This is a genomic window from Fortiea sp. LEGE XX443, assembly GCF_015206815.1.
Classification (GTDB): Bacteria; Cyanobacteriota; Cyanobacteriia; order Cyanobacteriales; family Nostocaceae; genus Nostoc_B.
On sequence record NZ_JADEXZ010000012.1, the window covers coordinates 76191 to 100174 of the forward strand.

Sequence of the window (23984 nt, forward strand, 5' to 3'; positions counted from 1 at the left end):
ATATGAAAGCTGAAAACATCCAAGATATTTATGAACTGTCACCACTACAACAGGGCATTCTCTTTCATAGTTTGTATGCTCCCGAATCGGCTGTTTATTTTGTCCAGTTATGTTACTCTCTAAAAGGTAATTTTAATGTTGTAGCCTTTGAAAGAGCTTGGCAAGAAGTAGTCAAACGTCACACTGTTTTACGCACGGCTTTTTATTGGGAAAATTTAGAAAAGCCTTTACAGGTTGTGCATCGAGAAGTCGAAGTATCGTTAATTCAACACGATTGGCGAGATATTAATTCAAATGAGCAGTCGCAGAAATTGCAGGATTTTTTGGAGAGCGATGGGCTACGCCCCGCCAAAGGCGATCGCACCTGCAATTTTGACCTGACACAACCATGCTTAATGCGACTGAATTTAATTCGCTGTACCGATGATTACTATTACTTTATTTGGAGTAAACACCATCTCATTTTAGACGGTTGGTCAACAGCTTTAGTCTTAAAAGAAGTCGTAGGAATTTACCAATTACTTTGCCAAGGTAAAGATTTACCTTTAGTATTAGAGAGTTCTTTTGGTAATTATATTGGTTGGTTACAACAACAGGATTTAAATAAAGCAAAAGAATTTTGGCAACAGTCATTACAGGGCTTTACAGCACCCACACCCCTAATTAATTTAAATAGTGAAAACTCATCCAACCAACCAGATAAATACAATCAGCAATTAATCAAGCTTTCGCAAACAACCACCGCAGCACTACAATCTTTAGCCAGACAAAATCAACTCACACTTAACACCCTTGTTCAAGGAGCTTACGCTCTACTTTTAAGCCGCTACAGTAGAGAAATAGATATAGTTTATGGTGTGACATTCTCCGGTCGTCCAGCAGATTTAGCCAAAGCCGAATCTATAGTGGGGATGTTTATCAATACCCTACCTGTACGAGTGAAAATTGATGCTGAAGAATCTTTATTATCTTGGTTGAGAAAATTACAATCACAACTAGCAGAAATACGGCAATATGAATATAGCCCACTGGTAGATGTACAAGGTTGGAGCGAAGTACCGCGAGGTTTACCTTTATTTGAAAGCATATTAGTATTTGAGAATTATCCCATTGACACTGCATTAAAAAATGGGATGCAAAATTTAGAGATTCAATCTATTAGTTCGGTTGATAATACTAACTATCCTTTGACAGTAACAGTTATACCTGCTTCTGAGTTGGAAGTAACAATATCTTATAATTGCGATGCCTGCGGCGGGCTACGCCAACGCTTTCATCCAGATACTATCACCCGGATGCTGGGGCATCTTGTCACTCTATTAGAGAATATGATTGCAGATGTTAATCAGCCTATGGCTTCATTGCCGATGTTGACAGAAGTTGAGAAACATCAACTATTAGTAGAGTGGAATAATACTCAAGTTGACTATCCCCAAGATAAGTGTATTCATCAATTATTTGAGGAACAGGTAGAAAAAACACCAGATGCAGTTGCAGTAGTATTTGTAGACGCGCAAAGCGCGGCTTCTCGTTCGCGTAGCGTCTCCGACAGGAGAAGAGTAGGTCAACATTTAACTTATAAAGAACTAAATCAACGAGCCAATCAACTAGCAAATTACCTCCAAAAATTGGGTGTTACTTCAGAGGTTTTAGTAGGGATTTGTATAGAACGTTCCTTAGAAATGCTAGTTGGTATCTTAGGCATTCTCAAAGCTGGTGGTGCATATATTCCTCTTGATCCCAGCTATCCCCAACAGCGTCTAGCCTTCATGTTAAAAGATGCTCAATTATCAATCCTCATAACTAAACAAAACTTAGTAGCAACCTTACCACCACACCAAGCTCAAATAGTATGCCTAGATAGCGACTGGGAGAAAATTAGCCAACACAGCCTTGATAATCTAACAAACAAAACTAATACTAAAAATCTAGCTTATGTAATTTATACTTCTGGCTCAACTGGTCAACCCAAAGGAGTGCAAATCACTCATGGTAGCTTAGTTAATTTCTTAAGCACCATGCGCCAAACTCCAGGGCTAAATCAAGAAGATATTTTCTTATCAGTTACTACATTATCTTTTGATATTGCTGCACTAGAATTATATTTACCGCTTATTGTTGGCGCTCGTGTAGTGATTGTTAGCCGTGAAGTTGCTACTGACGGCATTCGCTTATTAAAAGAACTTATATTATCTAACGCCACAGTCATGCAAGCTACACCCGCAACTTGGCGGATGCTTTTAGCAGCGGGATGGGAAAGCAGTCAGCAACTCAAAATTTTATGTGGTGGTGAAGCGTTAGATAGTAACCTGGCTCATCAGTTGCTAGAACGTAGCAAACAAGTTTGGAATTTATACGGCCCCACAGAAACAACTATTTGGTCATCTGTCCATAAGGTAGAAAATACGAACCAGTCGCGTCTACAGAATATTATTTCAATTGGTCGCCCCATTGCCAATACAGAATTTTATATCCTTGACCAAAACCAACAGTTAGTTCCTGTAGGAGTTCCTGGCGAATTACATATTGGCGGAGCCGGACTAGCACGAGGCTATCTCAACCGTCCTGAATTAACCCAAGAAAAGTTTATTACCAATCCCTTTAGCCATCAACCAGATGTACGCCTTTACAAAACTGGTGATTTAGCTCGTTATCTGCCTAATGGAGAGTTAGAGTACATTGGTCGCATTGATAACCAAGTCAAACTCAGGGGATTCCGAATTGAACTGGGAGAAATTGAAGCCGCTATCAATCAACACCCATCTGTATCAACAAGTGCGGTTGTAGTGCGCCAAGATGAATCCGCCAACCAAAGTTTAGTAGCTTATATAACTCTCCATTCAAACAAAATAGTAACAATCACTGAACTGCGCCGCTTCTTAGAGTTAAAGCTACCAAACTATATGGTTCCAATTGCTATTGTGGTGTTAGAGACGTTACCGTTAACACCCAATGGCAAGATAGACAGACGAGCATTGCCAGCACCTAACCTCACACAACTAATATCTGAATCTAATTTTGTAGCTCCTGCCACACCAGTGGAAGAAATGCTTGCTGGAGTTTGGGCGGAGGTACTAGGTTTAGAAAAGGTAGGTGTAAAAGATAACTTTTTTGAGTTAGGGGGACATTCCCTACTGGCAACTCGTGTTATATCCCAGATCAGGCAAGTATTTGAGGTAGAGATACCTTTACGTCGCTTGTTTGAGTTGCCCACAGTAAGCGAGTTAGGTAAAGAGATTCAAACAGCAATTAATGCCGACAAAGGATTAGAAGTACCACCTATCAAGAGTATTGCGCGATCGCCAAAATTACCCCTATCATTTGCCCAACAGCGATTATGGTTTCTTAACCAGTTCGAGCCGAATAGCCCTTTTTACAATATTCCTGCTGCTGTGCGCCTAGAAGGGCAATTAAATCTCGCAGCACTAGAACAGAGTTTTAATGAAATTCTCCGCCGTCACGAAGTCTTACGAACTAATTTCCAAACAGTCGAAGGGCAAGCCATAGCAGTTATTTCACCCACAACACAGCAGCTATTAACAGTAATTGACCTGAGCGAATTACCTTCAGCCCAACGTGAAACCAAGGTTAGACAACTAGCCCTAGCAGAAGCGCAACGGCCATTTAACCTGGAGGCTGACACTCTGCTACGAGTAAAATTACTCCGGCTGAGTAAACAGGAATATGTAGCATTATTAACCATGCATCATATTGTCTCTGATGGTTGGTCAATGGATGTGCTTGTACGTGAAGTAGCAACACTATACCAAGCTTTTTGTAACGGGCAACCTTCACCTCTACCCGAACTCGAAATTCAGTATGCAGACTTCGCAGCTTGGCAGAGGCAATGGCTTGAGGGAGAAGCACTAGAAACCCAGCTTGCTTACTGGCTAAAACAGCTAGATGGTGCGCCAGGAGTACTAGAGTTACCAACTGACTACCCTCGACCAGCTATTCAATCTTCCCGTGGTGCCATTCATTCTTTCTGCTTGTCTTCAGACCAATTTCTGGCGTTGAAATCTTTGAGCCAACAGCAGGGAAGTACCTTGTTCATGACTTTGTTAGCAGCTTTTAAAATACTGCTACACCGCTACACCGGCAGCAATGATATTGTCATCGGTTCTCCCATCGCTAATCGTAACCACAGTCAGATAGAAGGGTTAATTGGTTTCTTTGCCAATACATTAGTGTTGCGGACTAATTTAGAAGGTAATCCCAGTTTTCAAGAGTTGCTGCATCGGGTTAAAGAAGTAGCCTTAGGGGCTTATACCCACCAAGATACGCCGTTTGAAGTGCTAGTGGAAAAAATACAGCCACAACGAAACTTAAGCCATACACCTCTATTCCAAGTAATGTTTGTGCTGCAAAATGCACAAAATTCAGAAATCGAGTTACCGGGTTTGATCTTAAGTACTCTCGAAAATGACAGTGCGACTGCAAAGTTCGATTTGACCTTGGAGATGAAAGAAACGGCCGAGGGATTAGTCGGAACTCTGAAGTACAGTATTGACTTATTCGAGCCGCAAACTATACAAAAAATGACAGGGCATTTACAGACATTACTATCTGAGATCATTGCCAACCCAGAACAAAAACTTTCTGAATTACCCCTATTAACACAAACTGAGCAACATCAACTATTAGTAGAGTGGAATCAAACGCAAGCTGATTATCCCCAAGACAAATGTATTCATCAACTATTTGAAGCACAGGTAGAAAAAACCCCGGATGCAGTTGCAGTAGTCTTTGAAAACCAGCAACTCACTTATCGAGAACTAAATCAGCAAGCTAACCAACTAGCCCATTATTTGCAAAAATTGGGTGTTGGCCCAGAGGCATTAGTGGGGATTTGTGTAGAACGTTCCCTGGAAATGCTAGTGGGACTATTAGGTATTCTCAAGGCAGGTGGTGCATATGTGCCGTTAGATCCTAACTATCCCTCTAAGCGATTGGCTTGGATGATTGAAGATTCGCAGTTGTCAGTTGTTTTCACACAAAGCCACTTGCTAGTAGGACTGTCAAAATATCAAGCCAAAGTAGTTTGCCTAGACAATGATTGGCAGACAATTGCCCAAGAATGCGATGCTAATCCAGATGTTGATGTCATACCTAACAACTTAGCTTACATCATCTACACATCTGGATCTACAGGTAAGCCCAAAGGTGTACAAATTCTGCATCAAGCAGTGGTCAATTTCCTAACTTCAATTCGTGAAGTCCCAGGGCTAACTGCACAAGACATTTTGCTTGCGGTTACAACTATTTCTTTTGACATCGCCGTTCTCGAACTTTTTTTACCAATTGTAGTTGGGGCAAGAATTGTCTTAGCAAGTAGAGAAGTTGTTACCGACGCAACCCAGTTAATTAAATTACTAACGGAATCTAGGGCAACTGTGATGCAAGCCACACCGGCAACTTGGCGAATGCTATTAGCAGCCGATTGGCAGGGTAATCAACAGTTGAAAATTCTCTGTGGTGGAGAAGCACTGCCTCGAACCTTGGTAAATCAACTCTTGGCAAGAAGTGCCTCAGTTTGGAATATGTATGGCCCCACAGAGACAACAATCTGGTCAGCCGTGGAATTGATAGAATCTACAGATATACCAGTTTGCATTGGTCATCCGATCGCAAATACCCAAATTTACTTAATCGATCCAAATTCATACCACAACAGTAGTTCAATTCAGCTTGTTCCAGTTGGCTTGCCAGGAGAGTTACTGATTGGAGGAGCCGGTTTAGCAAGAGGCTACCTCAATCATCCAGAATTAACCACTGATAAATTTATACCCAACCCATTCAGCAAAGAAGCAGGAGCGCGGTTATACAAAACTGGAGATTTGGCTTGCTATCTTCCCAATGGAAAAATTGAGTTTCTGGGACGAATTGACCATCAAATCAAGGTAAACGGCTACCGCATAGAACTTGGAGAGATTGAAGTAGTCCTCAGCCAGCATCCAGCAATACAAGAGACTGTAGTTGTTGTCCAGACGGATGAACATGACAAAAAGCGTATCGTAGGTTATTTGGTTACACGCGAACAGGTTGCTGCACCTTCAACTAGTGAACTGCGCCGCTTCCTGAGCCAAAAGTTACCTGAATACATGATACCTTCTGTATTTGTGCAGATAGCAGCTTTACCACTGACACCAAATGGCAAAGTAGATAGAAAAGCATTGCCAGTACCTGATGATGTTAGGACAGAATTAGACAAACAGTTTATGGCTCCCCGTACTTTTGTGGAAAGCAAATTAGCTCAAATTTGGGCTGAAGTTCTGCGTGTAGAGCAGGTGGGTATTTATGACAATTTCTTCGATTTAGGCGGAGATTCTATCCTCACTATTCAAATTATTGCCAAAGCTAACCAGTCAGGTTTACAGCTAACGCCTAAACAGTTATTCCAGTACCAAAATATTGCCGAGTTAGCTGGTGTGTGCATTACAAATGAAGCAACTCTACCAGAGCAAAGACTCATCACAGGAAATGTACCTCTAACACCTGTCCAGCAGTGGTTTTTTGAGCAGAATTTGATAAATCCACACCACGATAACCAAGCTGTTTTGCTAGAGGTACAACAAGAACTTGACCCGCAACTATTAAATCAAGCACTACAGCAGTTAGTAATTCATCATGATGCTCTCCGGCTGAGGTTTGAGCAAAAAGAATCAGGTTGGCAGCAGTTCCATGCTCCAGTTGATGACACAGTATCTTTTTCATTGATAGATTTATCAGAAATCCCACAAAATGAGCAAAAATCTGCTTTAGAAGCGGCAGCTAACGAATTACAGTCCAGTCTGAATTTATTCCAAGGCTCTCTAGTAAAAGCGGCTCTTTTTAATTTGGGTGATAAACAACACAGTCGTATATTGGTAGCTATTCATCATTTGGTTGTCGATGGTGTTTCTTGGCGAATTTTACTTGAAGATTTAGAAACAGCTTACACACAGTTAAGCCGAGGTGAGACAATTAAACTGCCTGCAAAGACGACTTCTTTCAAAAAATGGTCGGAAAAGCTCCGAGAGTATGCTAACTCAACAGTAGCAAAAAAAGAGTTGGATTACTGGCTGGAAAAGGCTACCAAACAAGTTTCTTCTGTGCCAATAGATTTTTCAGGAGGCGCGAATACAGTAGCTTCAACTGGTGTCGTCTCCGTGAAACTGAATGTTGAAGAAACAAAACTGCTACTAAAAGAAGTACCATCTGCTTATCGCATCCAAATTAATGATGTTTTACTAACCGCCTTGGTTCAGGCATTTGCACAATGGACAGGTGATAAGTCGCTTTTGATTCATCTAGAGGGTCGCAATCGAGAAGACATTTTTGATGATGTCGATTTGTCGCGTACCGTGGGTTGGGTTACGTCGCTATTCCCTGTATTGTTAGATATCAGAGAAACTTCCTCTGTCGGAGAGGCCCTGAAAGTAGTTAAAGAACAACTCCGGGCTATACCTAATCGGGGTATTGGTTATGGTACATTGCGCTACACTTGCGAGAACACTACTATCGCTAAATCACTGCGAATTCCCCAATCGGAAGTAGTGTTCAACTATTTAGGTGATTTTGACCAAACACTTGCAGAATCATCATTATTTAAATTTGCTACAGAGTCTTGTGGGTCAACACGCAGTGTGCAAAACAACCGCAACGAACTGCTAGAGATTAACGGTTTCGTAGTAGATGGTCAGTTGCAAGTCAATTGGAGTTATAGCGAAGAACTTCATCGTCGTTCAACGATCGCAGCTTTGAGTGAGAGTTTTGTTGATGCTTTGCGATCGCTCATTACTCACTGTACCAGTCCAGCAGTAGGAGGATACACACCTTCAGATTTTCCCCTAGTAACAATAAATCAACAACAACTTGATGATTTGCTGCAAAAACAACAGCAAATCGAAGATATTTATCCTCTTTCACCAATGCAGCAGGGTATGCTTTTTCACACCCTGTATGACCAAAATTCAGCAGCTTATGTTACCCAAACTAGCTGTATTCTACGTGGGAAACTGGACTTATCGGCTTTTCAGCAAGCATGGCAAAAATTAATTGAACGACATACAATTTTGCGTACTGCTTTTTATTGGGAAGGATTAGATACACCTCTACAGGTTGTACTAAAACACATTGACCTACCATATCAGCAACAAGATTGGCGAGAACTCACCCCCAATGATCAGCAAACACGTCTAGAAATACTTCTAGAAACAGACTATAAACAAGGCTTCAATCTTGCGATCGCACCACTGATGCGCCTGATATTAATTCAATTGGCTGATGATACTTATCTATTCATCTGGAGTCATCACCACCTATTATTAGATGGATGGTCTACACCTGTACTTCTACAAGAAGTATTTGTACTTTACCAAGCATTTTGCCGCAATCAATTCCCGTCTTTGGAAAAGATTCGCCCCTATCGTGATTACATTGCTTGGCTACAGCAACAAGACTTTTTGGAAGCACAAAACTTTTGGCGAAGGGTGCTTAAAGGATTTACTACTCCAACAGCTTTTGGAATCAACAGGAATTCTCAAAAATCTGTTAATGACAACCCAGAATACCACGAGCAAGAAATTAAGTTATCCCTAGCAACAACTACCGCTTTACAGTTATTGGTAAAGCAAAATAAATTAACTTTAAATACTGTATTACAAGGGGCTTGGGCGTTACTTTTGAGCCATTATAGTAGCAACAAAGATGTCATATTTGGGGCTACAGTTTCTAATCGCCCGGCAGCTTTGATAGGTGTTGAATCAATGGTAGGGCTGTTTATAAATACTCTGCCAGTACGAGTGCAAATATTCCATCACGAAAATCTCATATCTTGGCTCCAGCAAATTCAATCACAACAAGTCGAAACCAGACACTATGAATACACGCCTCTCGCGGATATACATAAATTTAGTGAAGTTCCCCAAGGAGTTTCATTATTTGAAAGCGTAATGGTGTTTGAAAATTTTCCCAACAATTCATCTTTACAGGATGAATTAGACTTAGAGATTGATAATACCCGTACGATCATTAGAAACCACTATCCCCTTACACTTAGAGTTCGACCTGATTCTGAACTGTCGCTGGATATTATGTACGATCGCAGTTGCTTAGAACCTCGTATTATTAACAAAATTACCAATCATTTTGAGATACTACTTTCTCAATTTGCTAATCAGCCCCATATCCAACTGAAAGAATTAGCTACCCTACTCACTTCAACTGATCAACAGCAACAAGTTCTCAAAGAAAAAGAACTTGAAAAGGTGAGTTTGCAAAAGTTCAAGCAAACTAAGCGTAAAACAATTCACCATTCTTCATAAATTAATAGAGATATTTAAAACATAGGTATTTACAATAAAGCAAGGGTATGAAAATGCAAACTGAGATACTAGAAGGTTATCCAATCTCTCCTCAGCAAAGACATATATGGTTGTTACAGCAAAATTCTCTTTTATCATCTTTTCGCGCTGATTGTACTCTTTTAATCGAGGGTAATTTCCGCCTGGAAATTTTAGAAACTGTTTTAGCGGAAATTATCAGTAGGCATGAAATACTCCGTACTAGTTTTCCTTGTTTAAATGGAATGACAATCCCACTTCAGGTGATAAATGAAAGTGGTAAACCATCAATCCAGCACTACGATTTAAGTAAATGGAAATCCTCAGAACAAGATTTACGAGTTGGAGAGTTGATTGATGAATTGCGACAATTACCCTTTGATTTTGAAAAAGAATGTCTTTTGCGAGTAGCTGTAATAACTTTATCCCCGAATAAGCATATACTGTTCCTTTGCTTATCAGCGATGATTGCAGATACCCTTACTGCAAGAAATTTAGCTGATGAAATTAGCAATTTGTATATAGCTTATTTGCAAAATAAAGAACTAAATAATGATGAGCCAGTCCAATATGCAGATTTTGCAGCATGGCAAAATGAATTAGTAGAATCAGATACTACAGAAACAGGAAGACTATTTTGGCAAGAACAAGATATTTCCAGTGCTTTTACTCTAAAGTTACCATTTGAAAATATTATTTCTGAAAATACACTCTTTTTACCAAAAACTTTAAGCATAAAAATTGAAGATTCTTTATTTACTGAGATTAATTTATTAGCACAAAAATACAATACTTCTTGTGCTCAATTTTTACTTAGTTGCTGGATGGTATTGTTATGGCGCATTACTAGTCAAAAAAGAATTGTTATCGGTCATGCCTTTGAGGGGAGAAAATATGAAGAGTTAGAAAAAGTATTAGGCTTGTTTGCCAAATACTTACCCCTTAATTGTGATATAGATGAAAATTCTAAAATTAGTGAAGTTATTCAGCAGGTTCAAGTCAATCTTCAAAATATATATAAATGGCAAGAATATTTTAATTGGGAAATTAAACAAAATAAAATCACTTTTTTACCTTTTGGCTTTGAATTTGAAGAACGACCAAACAAATATATAACAAATGATATTTCTGTTTCTGTTTTACAGCAGTATGTTTGTTTTGAACAATTCAAAGTTAAACTGCATTGTATTAATCAACATGATGCTTTAACAATAGAATTTCACTACGATTCCAATTTGTTAAGCATAGAAACTATCGAAAACTTAGCAAATCAATTTCAAATTTTATTAGAAAATGTTCCTAAAAATCCAGAAACAAGTGTTAGTAATTTAGAAATTATCAATACTCATGCCAGTCAGCAATTGTTAGTAGAGTTTAACAAAACATACCATGATTATGGCGATGCTGAGTGTATTCATCACTGGTTTGCAAAGCAAGCAGATAGTACACAAAATAACATTGCTGTTGTATCTGAGAACCAGTACATAACCTACAGCGAACTCAATGCACGCGCCAACCAAGTAGCCCATTATCTCCAGCAAATGGGAGTTGGTAAAGAAGTAGTTGTGGGACTGTTTGTGGAGCGATCGCTTGATTTAATAGTGGGGCTTCTTGGTATCCTTAAAGCTGGTGGTGCATATCTACCCTTAGATCCTGCTTTACCAACAGAAAGCTTAGTCTTCCGTTTACAGGATACCAAAGCGGCGGTAGTCTTAACTCAACAACATTTACTCCCAAGGTTATGTGAATATCAAACACAAGCTGTATGCTTAGATACACAATGGAATGCGATCGCATCACAAAGCCCAGAAAACCCAACTAGCGATGTCACGGCTGAAAATTTAGCTTATGTACTGTTTACTTCTGGTTCTACAGGTAAACCCAAAGGAGTAGCGGTTGAACATCGGCAAATATTTAATTATTTACAGGCCATACTTGAAAAATTAGACCTAAGAGTTTGTACTAGCTTTGCTAACGTTTCTACTATTGCCGCAGACTTGGGTAACACGACTATTTTCTCTTCATTGTGTACTGGTGGATGTCTGCATCTGATATCACAACAAAAAGCTACCCATCCTGAAGCACTAGCAGAATACTTTCATCAGCATCCCATTGACTGTCTAAAAATTGTTCCCTCTCATCTTGAAGCTTTATTATCCTGTTCTCAACCAAAGTGGATTATACCCAAGCAAAGACTGATTCTTGGTGGCGAAGCTTGTAGTGGGAGTTTAATTGAGCGTTTACAAGAATTAGCCCCAGAATGCTTGATTTTCAACCACTACGGCCCGACAGAAACCACAATAGGTGTGTTGACTTATCAAATTCAGCCAGAGAAAACGAGTAGAAATTGCCAAACAGTTCCTATTGGTCGTCCCATTGCTAATACCCAAATTTATATCTTAGATGCACAACAGCGACCAGTCCCAATTGGCATACCTGGTGAGATATATATAGGCGGTGCAGGACTGGCTAGGGGTTATCTAAATCGACCCGAACTTACAGCACAGAAATTTGTGCCAAATCCTTTTGGTTTAGGACAACTATACAAAACTGGCGATCTTGCCCTCTATCAACCAGACGGAAATATAGAATTTATTGGACGAATAGATAACCAAGTAAAAATTCGAGGCTTCCGTATAGAACTAGAGGAAATTGAAACCATACTAGGTAAACATTTAGGGGTTAATAAAACCATAGTTTTAGCCTATGAAGAAGCAGGTAATAAGCGTTTAGTGGCTTATATTGTACCTGAGCAAAATATTAATCCCACAACAAACGAACTACGCAGATTTTTACAGTCACAACTACCAGAATATATGGTGCCGTCGGTTTTTATGAGACTGAAAGCTTTACCGTTAACTCCTAATGGCAAAGTAGATCGTCAAGCCTTACCTGCACCTGATATAAACAGGCTAGAAGGGGGAGAAAATTTTGTCGCACCTCGCAATAGCTCAGAACAAAAACTGGTTCAACTGTGGACTCAAGTTTTAGGAATAGAAGAAGTAAGTATATACGATAACTTTTTTGAATTAGGAGGAGATTCTATCCTCAGTATGCAAATTATTGCTAAAGCTAGACAAGCCGGTTTGCAGCTGATTCCCAAAGATATTTTTGACCATCAAACCATTGCCGAACTTGCAGCAGTAGCGCAAAACAATAAAGTCATTCAAGCAGAACAAGGATTGGTTACAGGTGAAATACCTTTGACCCCGATTCAGCAATGGTTCTTTGCACAAAATCAGCCTGATATTCATCATTGGAACCAAGCAATTTTCTTAGAACTGCGGCAAAATCTCGACCCAGTTCTGTTGCAACAGGCTTTAGAGCAATTGCTGATACATCACGATGCTTTGCGTATGCAGTTTGTTCGCAGACAATCTGGTTGGGAGCAATTTAACACTAGTTTTGGTTCTGATCAGGCAAAGGTATTTACTTACGTTGATTTATCATCGCTTTCACCAGATAAACAGAATTCTACCGTCGAGGCAACTAATAATCAATTACAAACCAGTCTCAACTTGTCAGAAGGAAAGCTTGTCCAGGTAGCCTTGTTTAATTTGGGTGCAGAAAAACCCATGCGGCTGCTGTTAATTATTCACCATCTAGTTGTTGATGGTGTCTCCTGGCGAATTTTGCTGGAAGATTTACAAACAGCTTATGAACATCTCAGGCGCAACGAAGCAGTTAACTTACTGTCTAAAACTACCTCGTTTAAACAGTGGGCGCAAAAATTACAGGATTACGCATCTTCATCAGCATTACAGTCAGAATTTAAATACTGGTTAGCTCGACCCAATCAAGAAATTTCCCCTATCCCGTTGGACTGTCCTGAAAATTTGGCTAAAAATACACTTGCTGAGGCTTGTAGTGTATCTGTAGCCCTGAATGTTGAAGAAACTCAAGCTTTGCTACAAGATGTACCAGCAGCATACCAAACCCAAATTAATGATGTATTGCTGACTGCACTCGTACAAGCATATAAACAATGGACAGGCTGTAATTATTTACTAGTTGATTTAGAAGGTCATGGACGAGAAGAAATTTTTGATGATGTAGACCTGTCACAGACGGTGGGGTGGTTTACTACGATATTTCCTGTGTTGCTGCATTTAGAGGAAACGCCTGATTTTGGTGAAGCTTTGAAAGGCGTTAAAAAACAACTACGAGCCATACCTAATCGAGGTATTGGTTATGGCGTACTACGTTATCTCAGCAATGACCAGAAAATTACCGAAAAGTTGCAAACCCAGCCCCAAGCCAAAATTAGATTCAACTACCTGGGACAATCTGACCAAGTTCTAGCTGAATCTTCACTGTTTGCTACAGCTTTGGAGTCTAACGGAACTTCTCGCAGCTTACAGAGTAAGCGGAGTTATTTACTAGATATCAACGGAATTATTGTGAGCGGAAAGTTGCAACTAGATTGGACATACAGCCAGGCTATTCATCGACGTGAGACTATTGAAGCGATCGCTACGAGTTTTATTGAGATATTGCGATCAGCTACGCTGGGCGCAACGCCAACGCTAATTCATGACTCTCAGATTTCTGATAACCAATTACTTCCAGCAGATTTATCGGACTTTGAGTGGATCGAAACTGACATCGAAAACATCATTGCAGCAATTGGAGACGTTTGAAATGGGGATGCAAAATGTCGAGGATTTCTATCCTCTTTCACCAATGCAGCAAGGGTTATTGTTTCATACTCTATCTGCACCAGATACAGGAGTTTATTTCAATCAGTTAGTCTGTACTCTCTTTGGACAACTGAATATTCCTGTATTTGAAAAAGTTTGGCAGCAGGTGATTCAGCGTCATGCAATTTTGCGGACTTGTTTTCGCTGGCAAGGTGTAAAAGAGCCTATACAAGTGGTATTGCGTCAGGTACAACTGCCTTTAAAACATTATAACTGGCAAGGTCTTTCATCTACTGAACAGCAAGAAAATTTAGCCGCTTTTTTAGAGACAGATCGCACTTTCGGTATTGATCTCACCCAAGCACCGTTGATGCGTTTGGCGTTAATTCAACTAAGCGAAAATACTTACCAATTTGTTTGGAGCACCCATCATCTAATTACTGATGGTTGGTCTACATCAATGTTGCTGGAGGAAGTTTTTAAACTCTATACTGCCTTCTGCCAAGGTGAAGAATTACAGTTAGAGTCTCCCCGTCCTTACCGAGACTACATTAAATGGCTACAGAAACAGGATTTATCAAAGGCTGAGACTTTTTGGCGACAGACATTAAGTGGTTTTTCTGCTCCTACTGATCTACGTATCCAAAAAACACTGAGTAGCAAATCTTTAAATCATGCAGCCCAACAAATCAAACTATCAGCTAGTCAAACCGCAGCCATGCGATCGCTCGTTCGTCAGCAGCAAATCACTCTCAATACTTTAGTACAAGGCGCTTGGGCTTGGCTTCTTAGCTATTACAGTGGCGAATCAGATGTAGTTTTTGGTGTCACCGTCTCTGGTCGTCCGGTAACGCTGGCGGGTGCTGAATCTATGGTGGGATTGTTCATCAACACCTTACCTCTGAGGATTGAAGTATCATATGACACTGTAATTTTGGCTCTGCTCAAACAAATTCAAGCTAAACAAGCAGAAATTTCTCAATATGAATACAGTCCTTTAGTACAAGTGCAGAAGTGGAGTGAAGTACCACGAGGAATGCCTCTATTTGACAGCATTTTGGTGTTTGAGAACTACCCAGTGGACACTGCAAAACGGCAAATTGATAATCTAGAAATATCGAATGTTGTTGCGGATGACTGGACAAACTATCCTTTAACTTTGACAGTCTTACCTAAACAAGAGTTGACATTAGAAATTGCCTATAATTGCGATGCCTACGGCGGGTTACGCCAACGCTTTGATGATAATGCCATAACTCGGATGTTAGGTCATTTGGGAAATTTATTAGCAGGTATGGTTGCTAATCCCCAGCAGCGCCTATCAGATTTGTCTTTATTGACAGAAGCAGAAAAGCAAACTTTATTAGTTGACTGGAATAATACTAAAATTGATTACCCTCAAGACCAGTGCATTCATCAACTATTTGAAGCACAGGTTGAGAAAACACCTGATGCAGTTGCAGTAGTATTTGAAGAAAAATCTTTAACCTATCGAGAACTCAATCAAAAAGCAAATCAACTGGCCCATTATCTACAAAAATTGGGAGTAAAGCCAGAAATACTAGTAGGGATTTGTGTAGAGCGTTCCCCAGAAATGATAGTTGGATTATTGGCAATTCTCAAGGCTGGCGGGGCATATCTCCCGCTAGACCCAATATACCCGCAAGAGCGCTTGGCATACATGTTAGCTGATGCTCAAGTATCGGTGTTGCTTACCCAGGAATTTCTCTTAACAAATCTTCCCGACATCCCAGCCAAATTTATCTGTATAGATAACGCAGAAATAGCACAACAACCGCACACTAATCTCATCAATCACAGCAAACTTGACAATTTAGCATATGTAATATACACATCCGGGTCAACAGGCAAACCCAAAGGGGTGATGATTGAACAAGAGTCTTTAGTTAATTACACACAAGTAGCAATAACAGAATATGACATAAATTCTAGCGATCGTATTCTCCAATTTGCCTCCATTAGCTTTGATGCAGCCGCCGAGGAAATTTTTCCTTGTTTAGTGCAGGGAGCAACTTTGGTGTTACGAACTGATGAGATGTTAAGTTCAATACCTCATTTTTTAGAAAAATGTCAACAACAAGAATTGACTGTATTAGATTTACCAACGGCTTTTTGGCAGCAATTAACTTCTGAATTATCTGCACACAAATTAACTTTACCTCCATCTCTGAGATTAGTAATTATCGGTGGTGAAAAAGCCTCAGCAGATAAAGTATTAACTTGGCAAAAGTGTATAGATAAAAAAATTAAACTAGTTAATGGCTACGGACCCACTGAAACTACCATAGTAGCTACCATTTATGATTTCGCAGAACCAAATTTTACTCAAGAAGTACCTATCGGCAAACCTATTTCTAATATTCAAACTTATATATTAGATAAATATTTACAACCAGTTCCTATTGGTATTCTAGGCGAATTGTATATTGGCGGTAAAGGTGTAGCACGAGGTTATCTCAATCAACCTGAGTTAACTGCTGAAAAATTCATCCCCAACCCTTTTCAAGAAGGCAAAAAGCTATATAAAACAGGAGATTTAGTACGCTATCGCAGTGATGGTAATATTGAAATTCTTGATCGCGTAGACTATCAAGTAAAAATTCGTGGCTTCCGTATTGAATTGGGAGAAATTGAAGCTAAATTAGTTCAACATTCGGTTGTAAAGGATGCTTTGGTGATAGTTAGAGAAGATAATCTAAATGACAAGCGACTAGTAGCATATATCGTTTCCAATCATCAAAATTCTGAGTATAGTGAAATCACCCCACAATTACGACAATTCCTCAAAGGAAGTCTACCAGAGTACATGATACCTTCTATATTTGTACTACTGGAAAAATTACCACTGACACCGAATGGCAAAGTAGATCGTCGGGCGCTACCTATACCTGAGCAAACATATTCTCAGATTGCTGCAAATTATATTGCACCACGTACACCAATTGAAGAACAACTAGCGAGAATTTGGGCTGAGTTGCTGAAGGTTCAACAAGTTGGTATTGAAGATAACTTTTTTGATTTAGGAGGACATTCTTTACTACTAACACAACTTGTTTTTCAGATACGCCAAACATGGCAAATCGAACTATCTTTAAGCAGTTTATGGGAAATGCCAACCGTCGCTAGTTTAGCTCAGAGTATTGAAACGGCTCAAAAAATCGGGTCTTCTACTCTTGCTATTACTTCCCAAAATACAATCAATTGGCAAGCTGAAACTGTCCTTGATTCTGCAATACATCCAGAGACACCAATTAGATATTCAACTGAGCCTGCTTGCATTTTATTAACTGGAGCTACAGGTTTTGTAGGGTCATTTTTACTTTATGAACTCCTCCAACAAACTCAGGCACATATCTATTGCTTGGTACGTGCAGCTAATCCAGAAGAAGGCAAAAAAAGAATTAAAAACAGCCTCGAATCATATTTACTTTGGGAGAGTTATTTCAATTCTAGAATTATTACAGTTGTAGGAAATTTATCTGAACCACTTTTAGGACTTTCTCGGCAGAATTTTCAAGAGTTGGCTGAGTTAATTGATGTGATTTACCATAATGGCGCGTTGGTTAATCATACTTCCCCATACACCACACTGAAAGCGGCGAATGTATTAGGAACTCAGGAAGTTTTGAGACTAGCAACTCAAGTTAAAGTTAAACCTGTGCATTTTATGTCAACCGATGGAGTGTTCTCCCTCAAAGGTGATTCGGATGTAAAAGTAGTACAAGAGCAAGATAGCCTAGATGATTATCAAGTCCCATCTGGTGGCTATACCCAGAGTAAATGGGTTGCCGAAAAGTTAGTTACCATTGCAGGCGATCGCGGTCTTCCTGTATGTATATATAGATTAGGAAGAGTATCTGGACACAGCCAAACTGGAGTCTTCAATCAAAATGATTTTTTATACAGATTGATCATCGGCTGTATAAAACTTGAAAAAGTGCCAGATGGTAATATGATTGAAGACATAGCTCCTGTAGATTACGTAAGCAAAGCTATAGTCCATTTATCTAGACAAGAAAAATCTTTAGGTAAGGCATTTCACTTTGTAAATCCTCAACCTTTTCATTCAGATACACTAATCAAATTACTCCGGACTGTTGGCTATCCATTACAACAAATTACCTATAAACAGTGGCAAGCAGATTTGCTTAAAATTGCTGAACAACATCCAGAACATCCACTATTTCCCCTTGTAACATTGCTGAGTCAACAGAAAAATTCTACCTCAGCATTATTAAAATTTGACTGCCAAAATACACTTCACGGACTGGCAAATACTTCGATTACTTGTCCGCCAGTCGATGAGAATTTGCTGAATACATACTTATCTTATCTAATGCAAAAAGGCTTTTTGGAAACTCCAAAACAAAAATTACTCAACATTTAATTTTTCCAAGCATTTACCACATATTAATGCCATGCAATTAACCGATTCAGCATCTCCAACTCACTTAAATTCTCAACAACAGCATCTAGAAAAGTTCATCGCCCGTTACATCAACAAAACAAAAACATCAAAGCAACTAACTCAAGCATATCGTTCTGTACTTGCAGATAGAAGAAATTCTATAGGATTTCGCAAAACCATCAAAGAAATGGTCTATCCCATCATTGGTAAATATGCCTCTGGGTCTAAAATTTGGGATATTGATGGTAACGAATATATAGACCTTGTGATGGGCTTTGGAGTCAATCTTTTTGGTCATAATCCAGGATTCATTAAAGAAGCCATAGAAGAGCGATTAGAACAAGGTATACATATCGGGACACAATCAGATTTAGCTGGTGAAGTTGCACAGTTGTTCTGTGAACTCACAGGTATGGAACGGGTAACTTTTAGTAATACAGGTACAGAAGCCGTAATGACGGCAATACGTCTAGCACGCGCTACAACAGTCCGTCAAAAAATTGCTATATTTGCAGGTTCTTATCATGGACATTTTGATGGTACTTTAGTTAAGAGAAAAAAATTAGATGGCAATTTAGTTACAGTCCCAAGTTTTCCTGGTGTCTTACCTAACGTATCTCAAGATGTTTTAGTTTTGGATTATGGAGATTTTAAATCCTTAGAAATCATCAAAGCTTATCAACATGAATTAGCTGCTGTTTTAGTCGAACCTATTCAAGATGAAAGACCAGATATACAACCTCAAGAGTTTCTCTTGCAATTAAGAGAAATCACTCAAAAATCAGGCATTGTCTTAATTTTTGATGAAATGCTTACAGGCTTCCGCATTCATTTAGGTGGAGCGCAAGCGTGGTTTGGTGTTGAAGCAGATATAGCAACGTATGGAAAGATTGTAGGTGGTGGTTTGCCTATTGGAATTATCGCCGGTAAAGCGACTTATATGGATAGAATTGATGGTGGAATTTGGAGCTATGGAGACGCATCTTTCCCTCAAGTAGAAACAACATTTTTTGCTGGAACTTATTGCAAACATCCCCTAGCTATGGCTGCTGCTCGTGCAGTGCTGAAGTATTTAAAAAGCCAAGGTAATGCTCTGCAACAAAAACTAAATGAGCGTACTTCTCAGTTTGTAGAAAAACTGAACACTTACTTTCAAGAAGATGGAGTACCGATTCAATTGGCAAATTGTGGCTCTATATTTACTTCTCTTCCTTTAGGAAATGCTGTTGATTCTGGAGATGCTTCATCAGGAGATATGGACTTAATATTTTATTATCTTATCTCTCGCGGAGTTTTCATTATTCCTAACGGTGGTTTACTATCTACATCTCATACAGACGAAGACTTAGAATACATCATTCAAGCTGTACAAGATAGCGTCAAAGAACTACGAGAAAGTGGTTTTTTGCCATAAAGATGAAATTGATAAATTAATTCAATAATTAGTAGGAAAATAGCAAAATGGTAACAATCAATTCTGATGCTACTTATGACCCTTGGGCTAAGATTTATAATGATTATTGGGGTCTAAGATATTGTAAACATATTTTGCCCCATTTTGAAGAGTTACTACAACAATATAATGTTCATCAAGGTGCAAATATTCTTGATTTATGTTGTGGTACTGGACACATGGCACAACATTTAATCGAGCAAGGCTATCAAGTAACAGGTCTTGATATTTCGGAAGGAATGTTGCAATATGCTCGTGAAAATGCACCCAGGGCTAAATTAATTCTTGATGATGCCAGATTTTTTAATTTGCCATCTACGTTTCATGCAGTGATTTGTCCCAGTGGCAGTCTGAACCACATGATGAATGTCGAAGACCTAACTAAAGTCTTTGCCAAAGTGTATGATTCACTTCTTGATAATGGAGTTTTTTTGTTTGGTTTAACTTTAGAAGATGGTTATAAATCTTGGAATGCTACTATTTCAGATGGTGATGTGAAAGATGATTTTGCTTGGGCTTGTTGTGATAGCTATAACCCAGAAACAAAAATAGGGCAATTTAAAATTACCATTTTTCAAAAGGTAGAAGAATCTTGGCAACGTTTAGATATTAATAATCTGATTAGAGGGTATTCTCGAACAGAAATTGTTACGGCTTTAGAGAGTGTAGGATTTACAAACGTTAATATCTATGATAGAGAGGGAAATGTAGCAGATGCTGAATATAATCTTCATGTTATCTTTTCCGGACGCAAGCAATCTAAATAAACAAATCTGGAGTCAAATAAACAATGAGTAGTGTAGATATAGAAGACCAAACAATTTACAAAGTTGTAGTTAATCATGAAGAGCAGTATTCTATTTGGCCTGCTGATAGAGAAAATGCTCTTGGTTGGAGAGATGCAGGTAAAACTGGACTCAAATCAGAATGTCTGGAATATATTAAGGAAGTTTGGATTGATATGAGACCCCTAAGTTTGAGGAAGAAAATGGAGGAGTTATACCAATTTGAAGAATGATCGCTACAGATGTAGGTTGGGTTGAGGGACGAAACCCAACGCCTTAAAACCTTGTAGATGTTGGGTTTCACTTCGTACCCTTCTCCTGACGGAGACGCTACGCGAACGGGAAGCAAGCTACTACCCAACCTACGCATCTGTCGCATTCTTTTTTTAAATTGGTATTATCTAACGCGATGTACGACTTAATATTCCGTAACAAGTTGGCCGAACTGAAGAGGGTCGCAACTGTGACGATTAAGCCAGAAACAGACGGTATGAGCTAAAATTTTACGATTGAGATGACTGGTGAGATGCCACATATCTCTAGCTCAAACTTTCTCTATACTGGCATGGGTTTTAGAGCGATTTAACGAGTTAAAGGTGTTTACCATAGACAATTATTGCTTGGGTAAAACAACTTTGGCAGATTTAACGCTGCCGAGTAAATTCATAAAGTAGCGAAACATGCGATCGCCTCCGGCGGGCGTAGCCCATCGCAACCATTCAAAGTTTACGTAAGCAGAAAACCTTGGTGTAATTACAAACCATGAACTGCACACACCAAAACCCATAAAAAACGATTTTTACTCAGTACAGATATCGGATTAATTATTGGACTCGTTTTAAACGATAGTTGCAAAAAATTGTCATTTAAGATTATTGTTAGATTATCAAGGATGAGACTCACCCCAAATCAGCATAATCGAGGTATACATGGTGTTTTATTTTGGTATTGAGCATGAAGTAGCTTTTCTGAATCAAGAAGGCAAATTTGCAGATTTTGCCCACACTAAGTTTGCCGATTTTGATCAAATTATAGAAAGATTACCTACCTACCCCAGCGACTATCCTCAACTACGTGTCGGTGATGCTGGTATCAAGAAGAAGAGATGGTATATCGAAGGATTTGAAAGATTTGCTGATTCCGATCAGCCCATAGATTGTTTAGCTAAAGGAATTGAAATTAGAACTACCATACATTCTCATATTCAAGGTGCAATAAATGAATTATCAGAAAGTTTTAATTTACTGCGGGAGGTTGCAGCTACTTTTGGTTACTACCCAGTCTTAGCTAGTTTTAATCCTTATAAAACTGTTTTTGAACCGCAACCCCCATTAAACGATTATGAAATCAAACAAATACAAGCTTATCCTGACGAACAAACAGCTAATATTTATATGGTTAGTTACGGGCCAGATTTGAATATTTCTGTAGCAGATTTGTCTACTGAAGATTTAATTGATATTGGTAAAAAGTTAACTTATTACAGTCCTTATATTGTCCCTTTTAGCTATAGTTCTCCTTTTTATAATGGGAGTGTGTGGGAAGGGCTTTCTGTCAGAACTTTTATTAGAACAGGTAAACGTTCAGCTACACTAGTTTTTGTCGAAAAGCAGGAAGAATTAATTCCTAGTGTCCCATCATTGACAAAAGTTGCTCGCATTCCTGCGGAAGTTGGACGCATTGAATTTAAAGCTTGTGACAGTTGTGATGATTTTACTATTTATGCAGCTTTGTTGGCATTATTGAAAGGTTTAATATTAGACGAAACTTTGCTAGGTAGAGCAATTACACCCGATGCAAGTTTACATCAACTATCGGCAAAAGAAGGGTTTGAAAACGAAGATATTTTTGCAAATACAACAAAAATTTTAAAAGCAGCGGAAGTTGCGCTTGGAGATGATCCAGATATTCAATTATTAACACCATTGAAAGTCATGCTAGAGCAGCGCAAAACAAAATCTCATGAACTTATAGAAGTTTTCCAACGTGTCGGTTCAATAGAAGAGGTTTTAGTCCAGACTTATTGTGCTTAAGATGCTCAATATTCTTTCTGGTTAAAAGTGTTTATTTATTTTTCATGCAGAGGCGCAGAAAATAGCTATAAGAGGATGTTTTAAAAGTGGTTGGCTATGTTTTTAAACACTCGTTGATCCCCCTCTAATAACTCTTCTTTATAAGGAGGGAAATAGAATCAAAGTCCCCCTTTTTAATGGGAATTCAGAGGGATATGAAAGTATTTGATACATCACCAGGGACTTTTCAAATAACCTCTAAGAGTAATTAACATTTCTGTAATACCCTATTTTTTTTGTGTATGTCTGGGCTTCTGCAATATCCTTATGAGTTACAAGCTTGTCATCACTTGAGCTAGTTCATTAGATAAATCAATCTCTGATTTCTGGTTATTTTTAAATAAAACACCAGCTAAAAAATAATAATCTCCAGAGTAAAATGCCATTTCATTTTTTCTCAATTTCTCTATATGTTCTTTAACTTTTGGCTCAGAGCTATAGCAGCCAAATTTTAGAGGTAAAACTACAAAATTATTCACATTATAGCCATTATCTTCTGCTTTTTTAATAGTGCTTATGGGGTTAGAAAAACTAGATACTAAAACTAAAACATTTTCATAACCCAAAGACAAAAGCTCGTTAGTAATTGTAGCTCCATCTATACCACCAAATAATAAAGGCATGTAAATATCATTATCTGGTGCAGGGAGATAGGGAGGATTAGCTACGAGATAATTAGCCTGAGGTTTATCAAAATCAAACAAAGATGAGTTATGAATTATATACTTATTAGTAAGATTGTATTCATCGATTGTTGAATTTGCAGTTTTCCAAGCAGCAGTATTTAATTCGTATCCCTGAATCAGTCCTTCAAACTTATTTCTTAGTAATGAGTTGATCACTGGACTGCCATCTCCTGAACCAAATTCAACAATAAATTCAGGAGTTTGACAATCTCTAAGGACAAAATTTTCTAAGCAGTTTGAATAGAAATTAGATTCTTCAGGACAAAAAAATATTTCTTTCATGTGACCGTACTACTTTCTTAAGGTATAGTTAATTGAAAAGTAAATTAGCTTTTACTTGCATAAAAACAAGTAGAATTTGGCTATAGTGAGCAATTTGTCACTAAAGCAAAATAAGGTGGCAATAAGAAACTAAAAATGCAACACCAGAATTTGCTATTTTTAATTTGTAGATTTATTTCACTGGTATCCCTCTTCTGTCACTTTCCGGAATAAGCAAGTAGTTCAGGAGCTAAATCATCCAGAAGCATAAAAGGGTTTAAATTGATTCATGGCTGCAATTAAATGATTGAATCCCAGTAACAAATGTGAATTAG

The 23984-nt window shown here is 38.7% G+C and carries 9 protein-coding genes and 1 pseudogene; 7 read left to right on the forward strand and 3 right to left on the reverse strand.

The annotated features are described in order from the left end of the window. Positions 1–2: 2 nt before the first annotated feature. From IQ259_RS07465 to IQ259_RS07490, 6 genes are read left to right on the forward strand one after another with little or no spacing between them, the layout of a single operon-like run. Positions 3–9305, forward strand: a complete 9303-nt coding sequence (locus IQ259_RS07465; protein WP_193883182.1) for a non-ribosomal peptide synthetase — start codon at positions 3–5, stop codon at positions 9303–9305. 53 nt (positions 9306–9358) lie between these two features. Next, the gene (locus tag IQ259_RS07470; protein ID WP_193883184.1) at positions 9359–13963 is read left to right on the forward strand and encodes a non-ribosomal peptide synthetase; all 4605 of its coding nucleotides are present in this window, start codon (positions 9359–9361) and stop codon (positions 13961–13963) included. Next, positions 13908–18371 (forward strand): non-ribosomal peptide synthetase, encoded by a 4464-nt coding sequence (locus tag IQ259_RS07475; RefSeq protein WP_228014418.1) that lies wholly within the window; start codon positions 13908–13910, stop codon positions 18369–18371. The genes IQ259_RS07470 and IQ259_RS07475 overlap by 56 nt, the downstream gene beginning before the upstream one ends. 31 nt (positions 18372–18402) lie before the next feature. Further along, positions 18403–19806, forward strand: coding sequence for an aspartate aminotransferase family protein (locus IQ259_RS07480; RefSeq protein WP_193883186.1), 1404 nt, complete (start codon positions 18403–18405; stop codon positions 19804–19806). A gap of 47 nt (positions 19807–19853) precedes the next feature. Further along, positions 19854–20612, forward strand: a complete 759-nt coding sequence (locus tag IQ259_RS07485; RefSeq protein ID WP_193883188.1) for a class I SAM-dependent methyltransferase — start codon at positions 19854–19856, stop codon at positions 20610–20612. A 23-nt stretch (positions 20613–20635) separates the two neighbouring features. Beyond that, positions 20636–20863 (forward strand): MbtH family protein, encoded by a 228-nt coding sequence (locus tag IQ259_RS07490; protein ID WP_193883190.1) that lies wholly within the window; start codon positions 20636–20638, stop codon positions 20861–20863. Between the two features lie 185 nt (positions 20864–21048). Here IQ259_RS07490 and IQ259_RS07495 read toward each other — a convergent pair. Together IQ259_RS07495 and IQ259_RS07500 are read right to left on the reverse strand one after the other, a co-directional pair. Then, positions 21049–21174 (reverse strand): annotated as a pseudogene (locus tag IQ259_RS07495) (IS982 family transposase); the annotation flags it as partial. Positions 21175–21243: 69 nt separating this feature from the next. Then, entirely contained in the window at positions 21244–21417 is a 174-nt protein-coding gene (locus IQ259_RS07500; protein ID WP_193883192.1) for a hypothetical protein, read from the reverse strand. Between the two features lie 145 nt (positions 21418–21562). On the opposite strand from IQ259_RS07500, the gene IQ259_RS07505 reads away from it, so the two are divergent. After that, complete coding sequence (locus IQ259_RS07505; protein ID WP_193883208.1) at positions 21563–22663, forward strand: glutamate--cysteine ligase; 1101 nt, start codon at positions 21563–21565, stop codon at positions 22661–22663. Positions 22664–22974: 311 nt separating this feature from the next. Here the strand turns inward: IQ259_RS07505 and IQ259_RS07510 are convergent, their stop codons facing one another. Then, complete coding sequence (locus IQ259_RS07510; protein ID WP_193883194.1) at positions 22975–23670, reverse strand: SAM-dependent methyltransferase; 696 nt, start codon at positions 23668–23670, stop codon at positions 22975–22977. Positions 23671–23984: the final 314 nt, after the last annotated feature.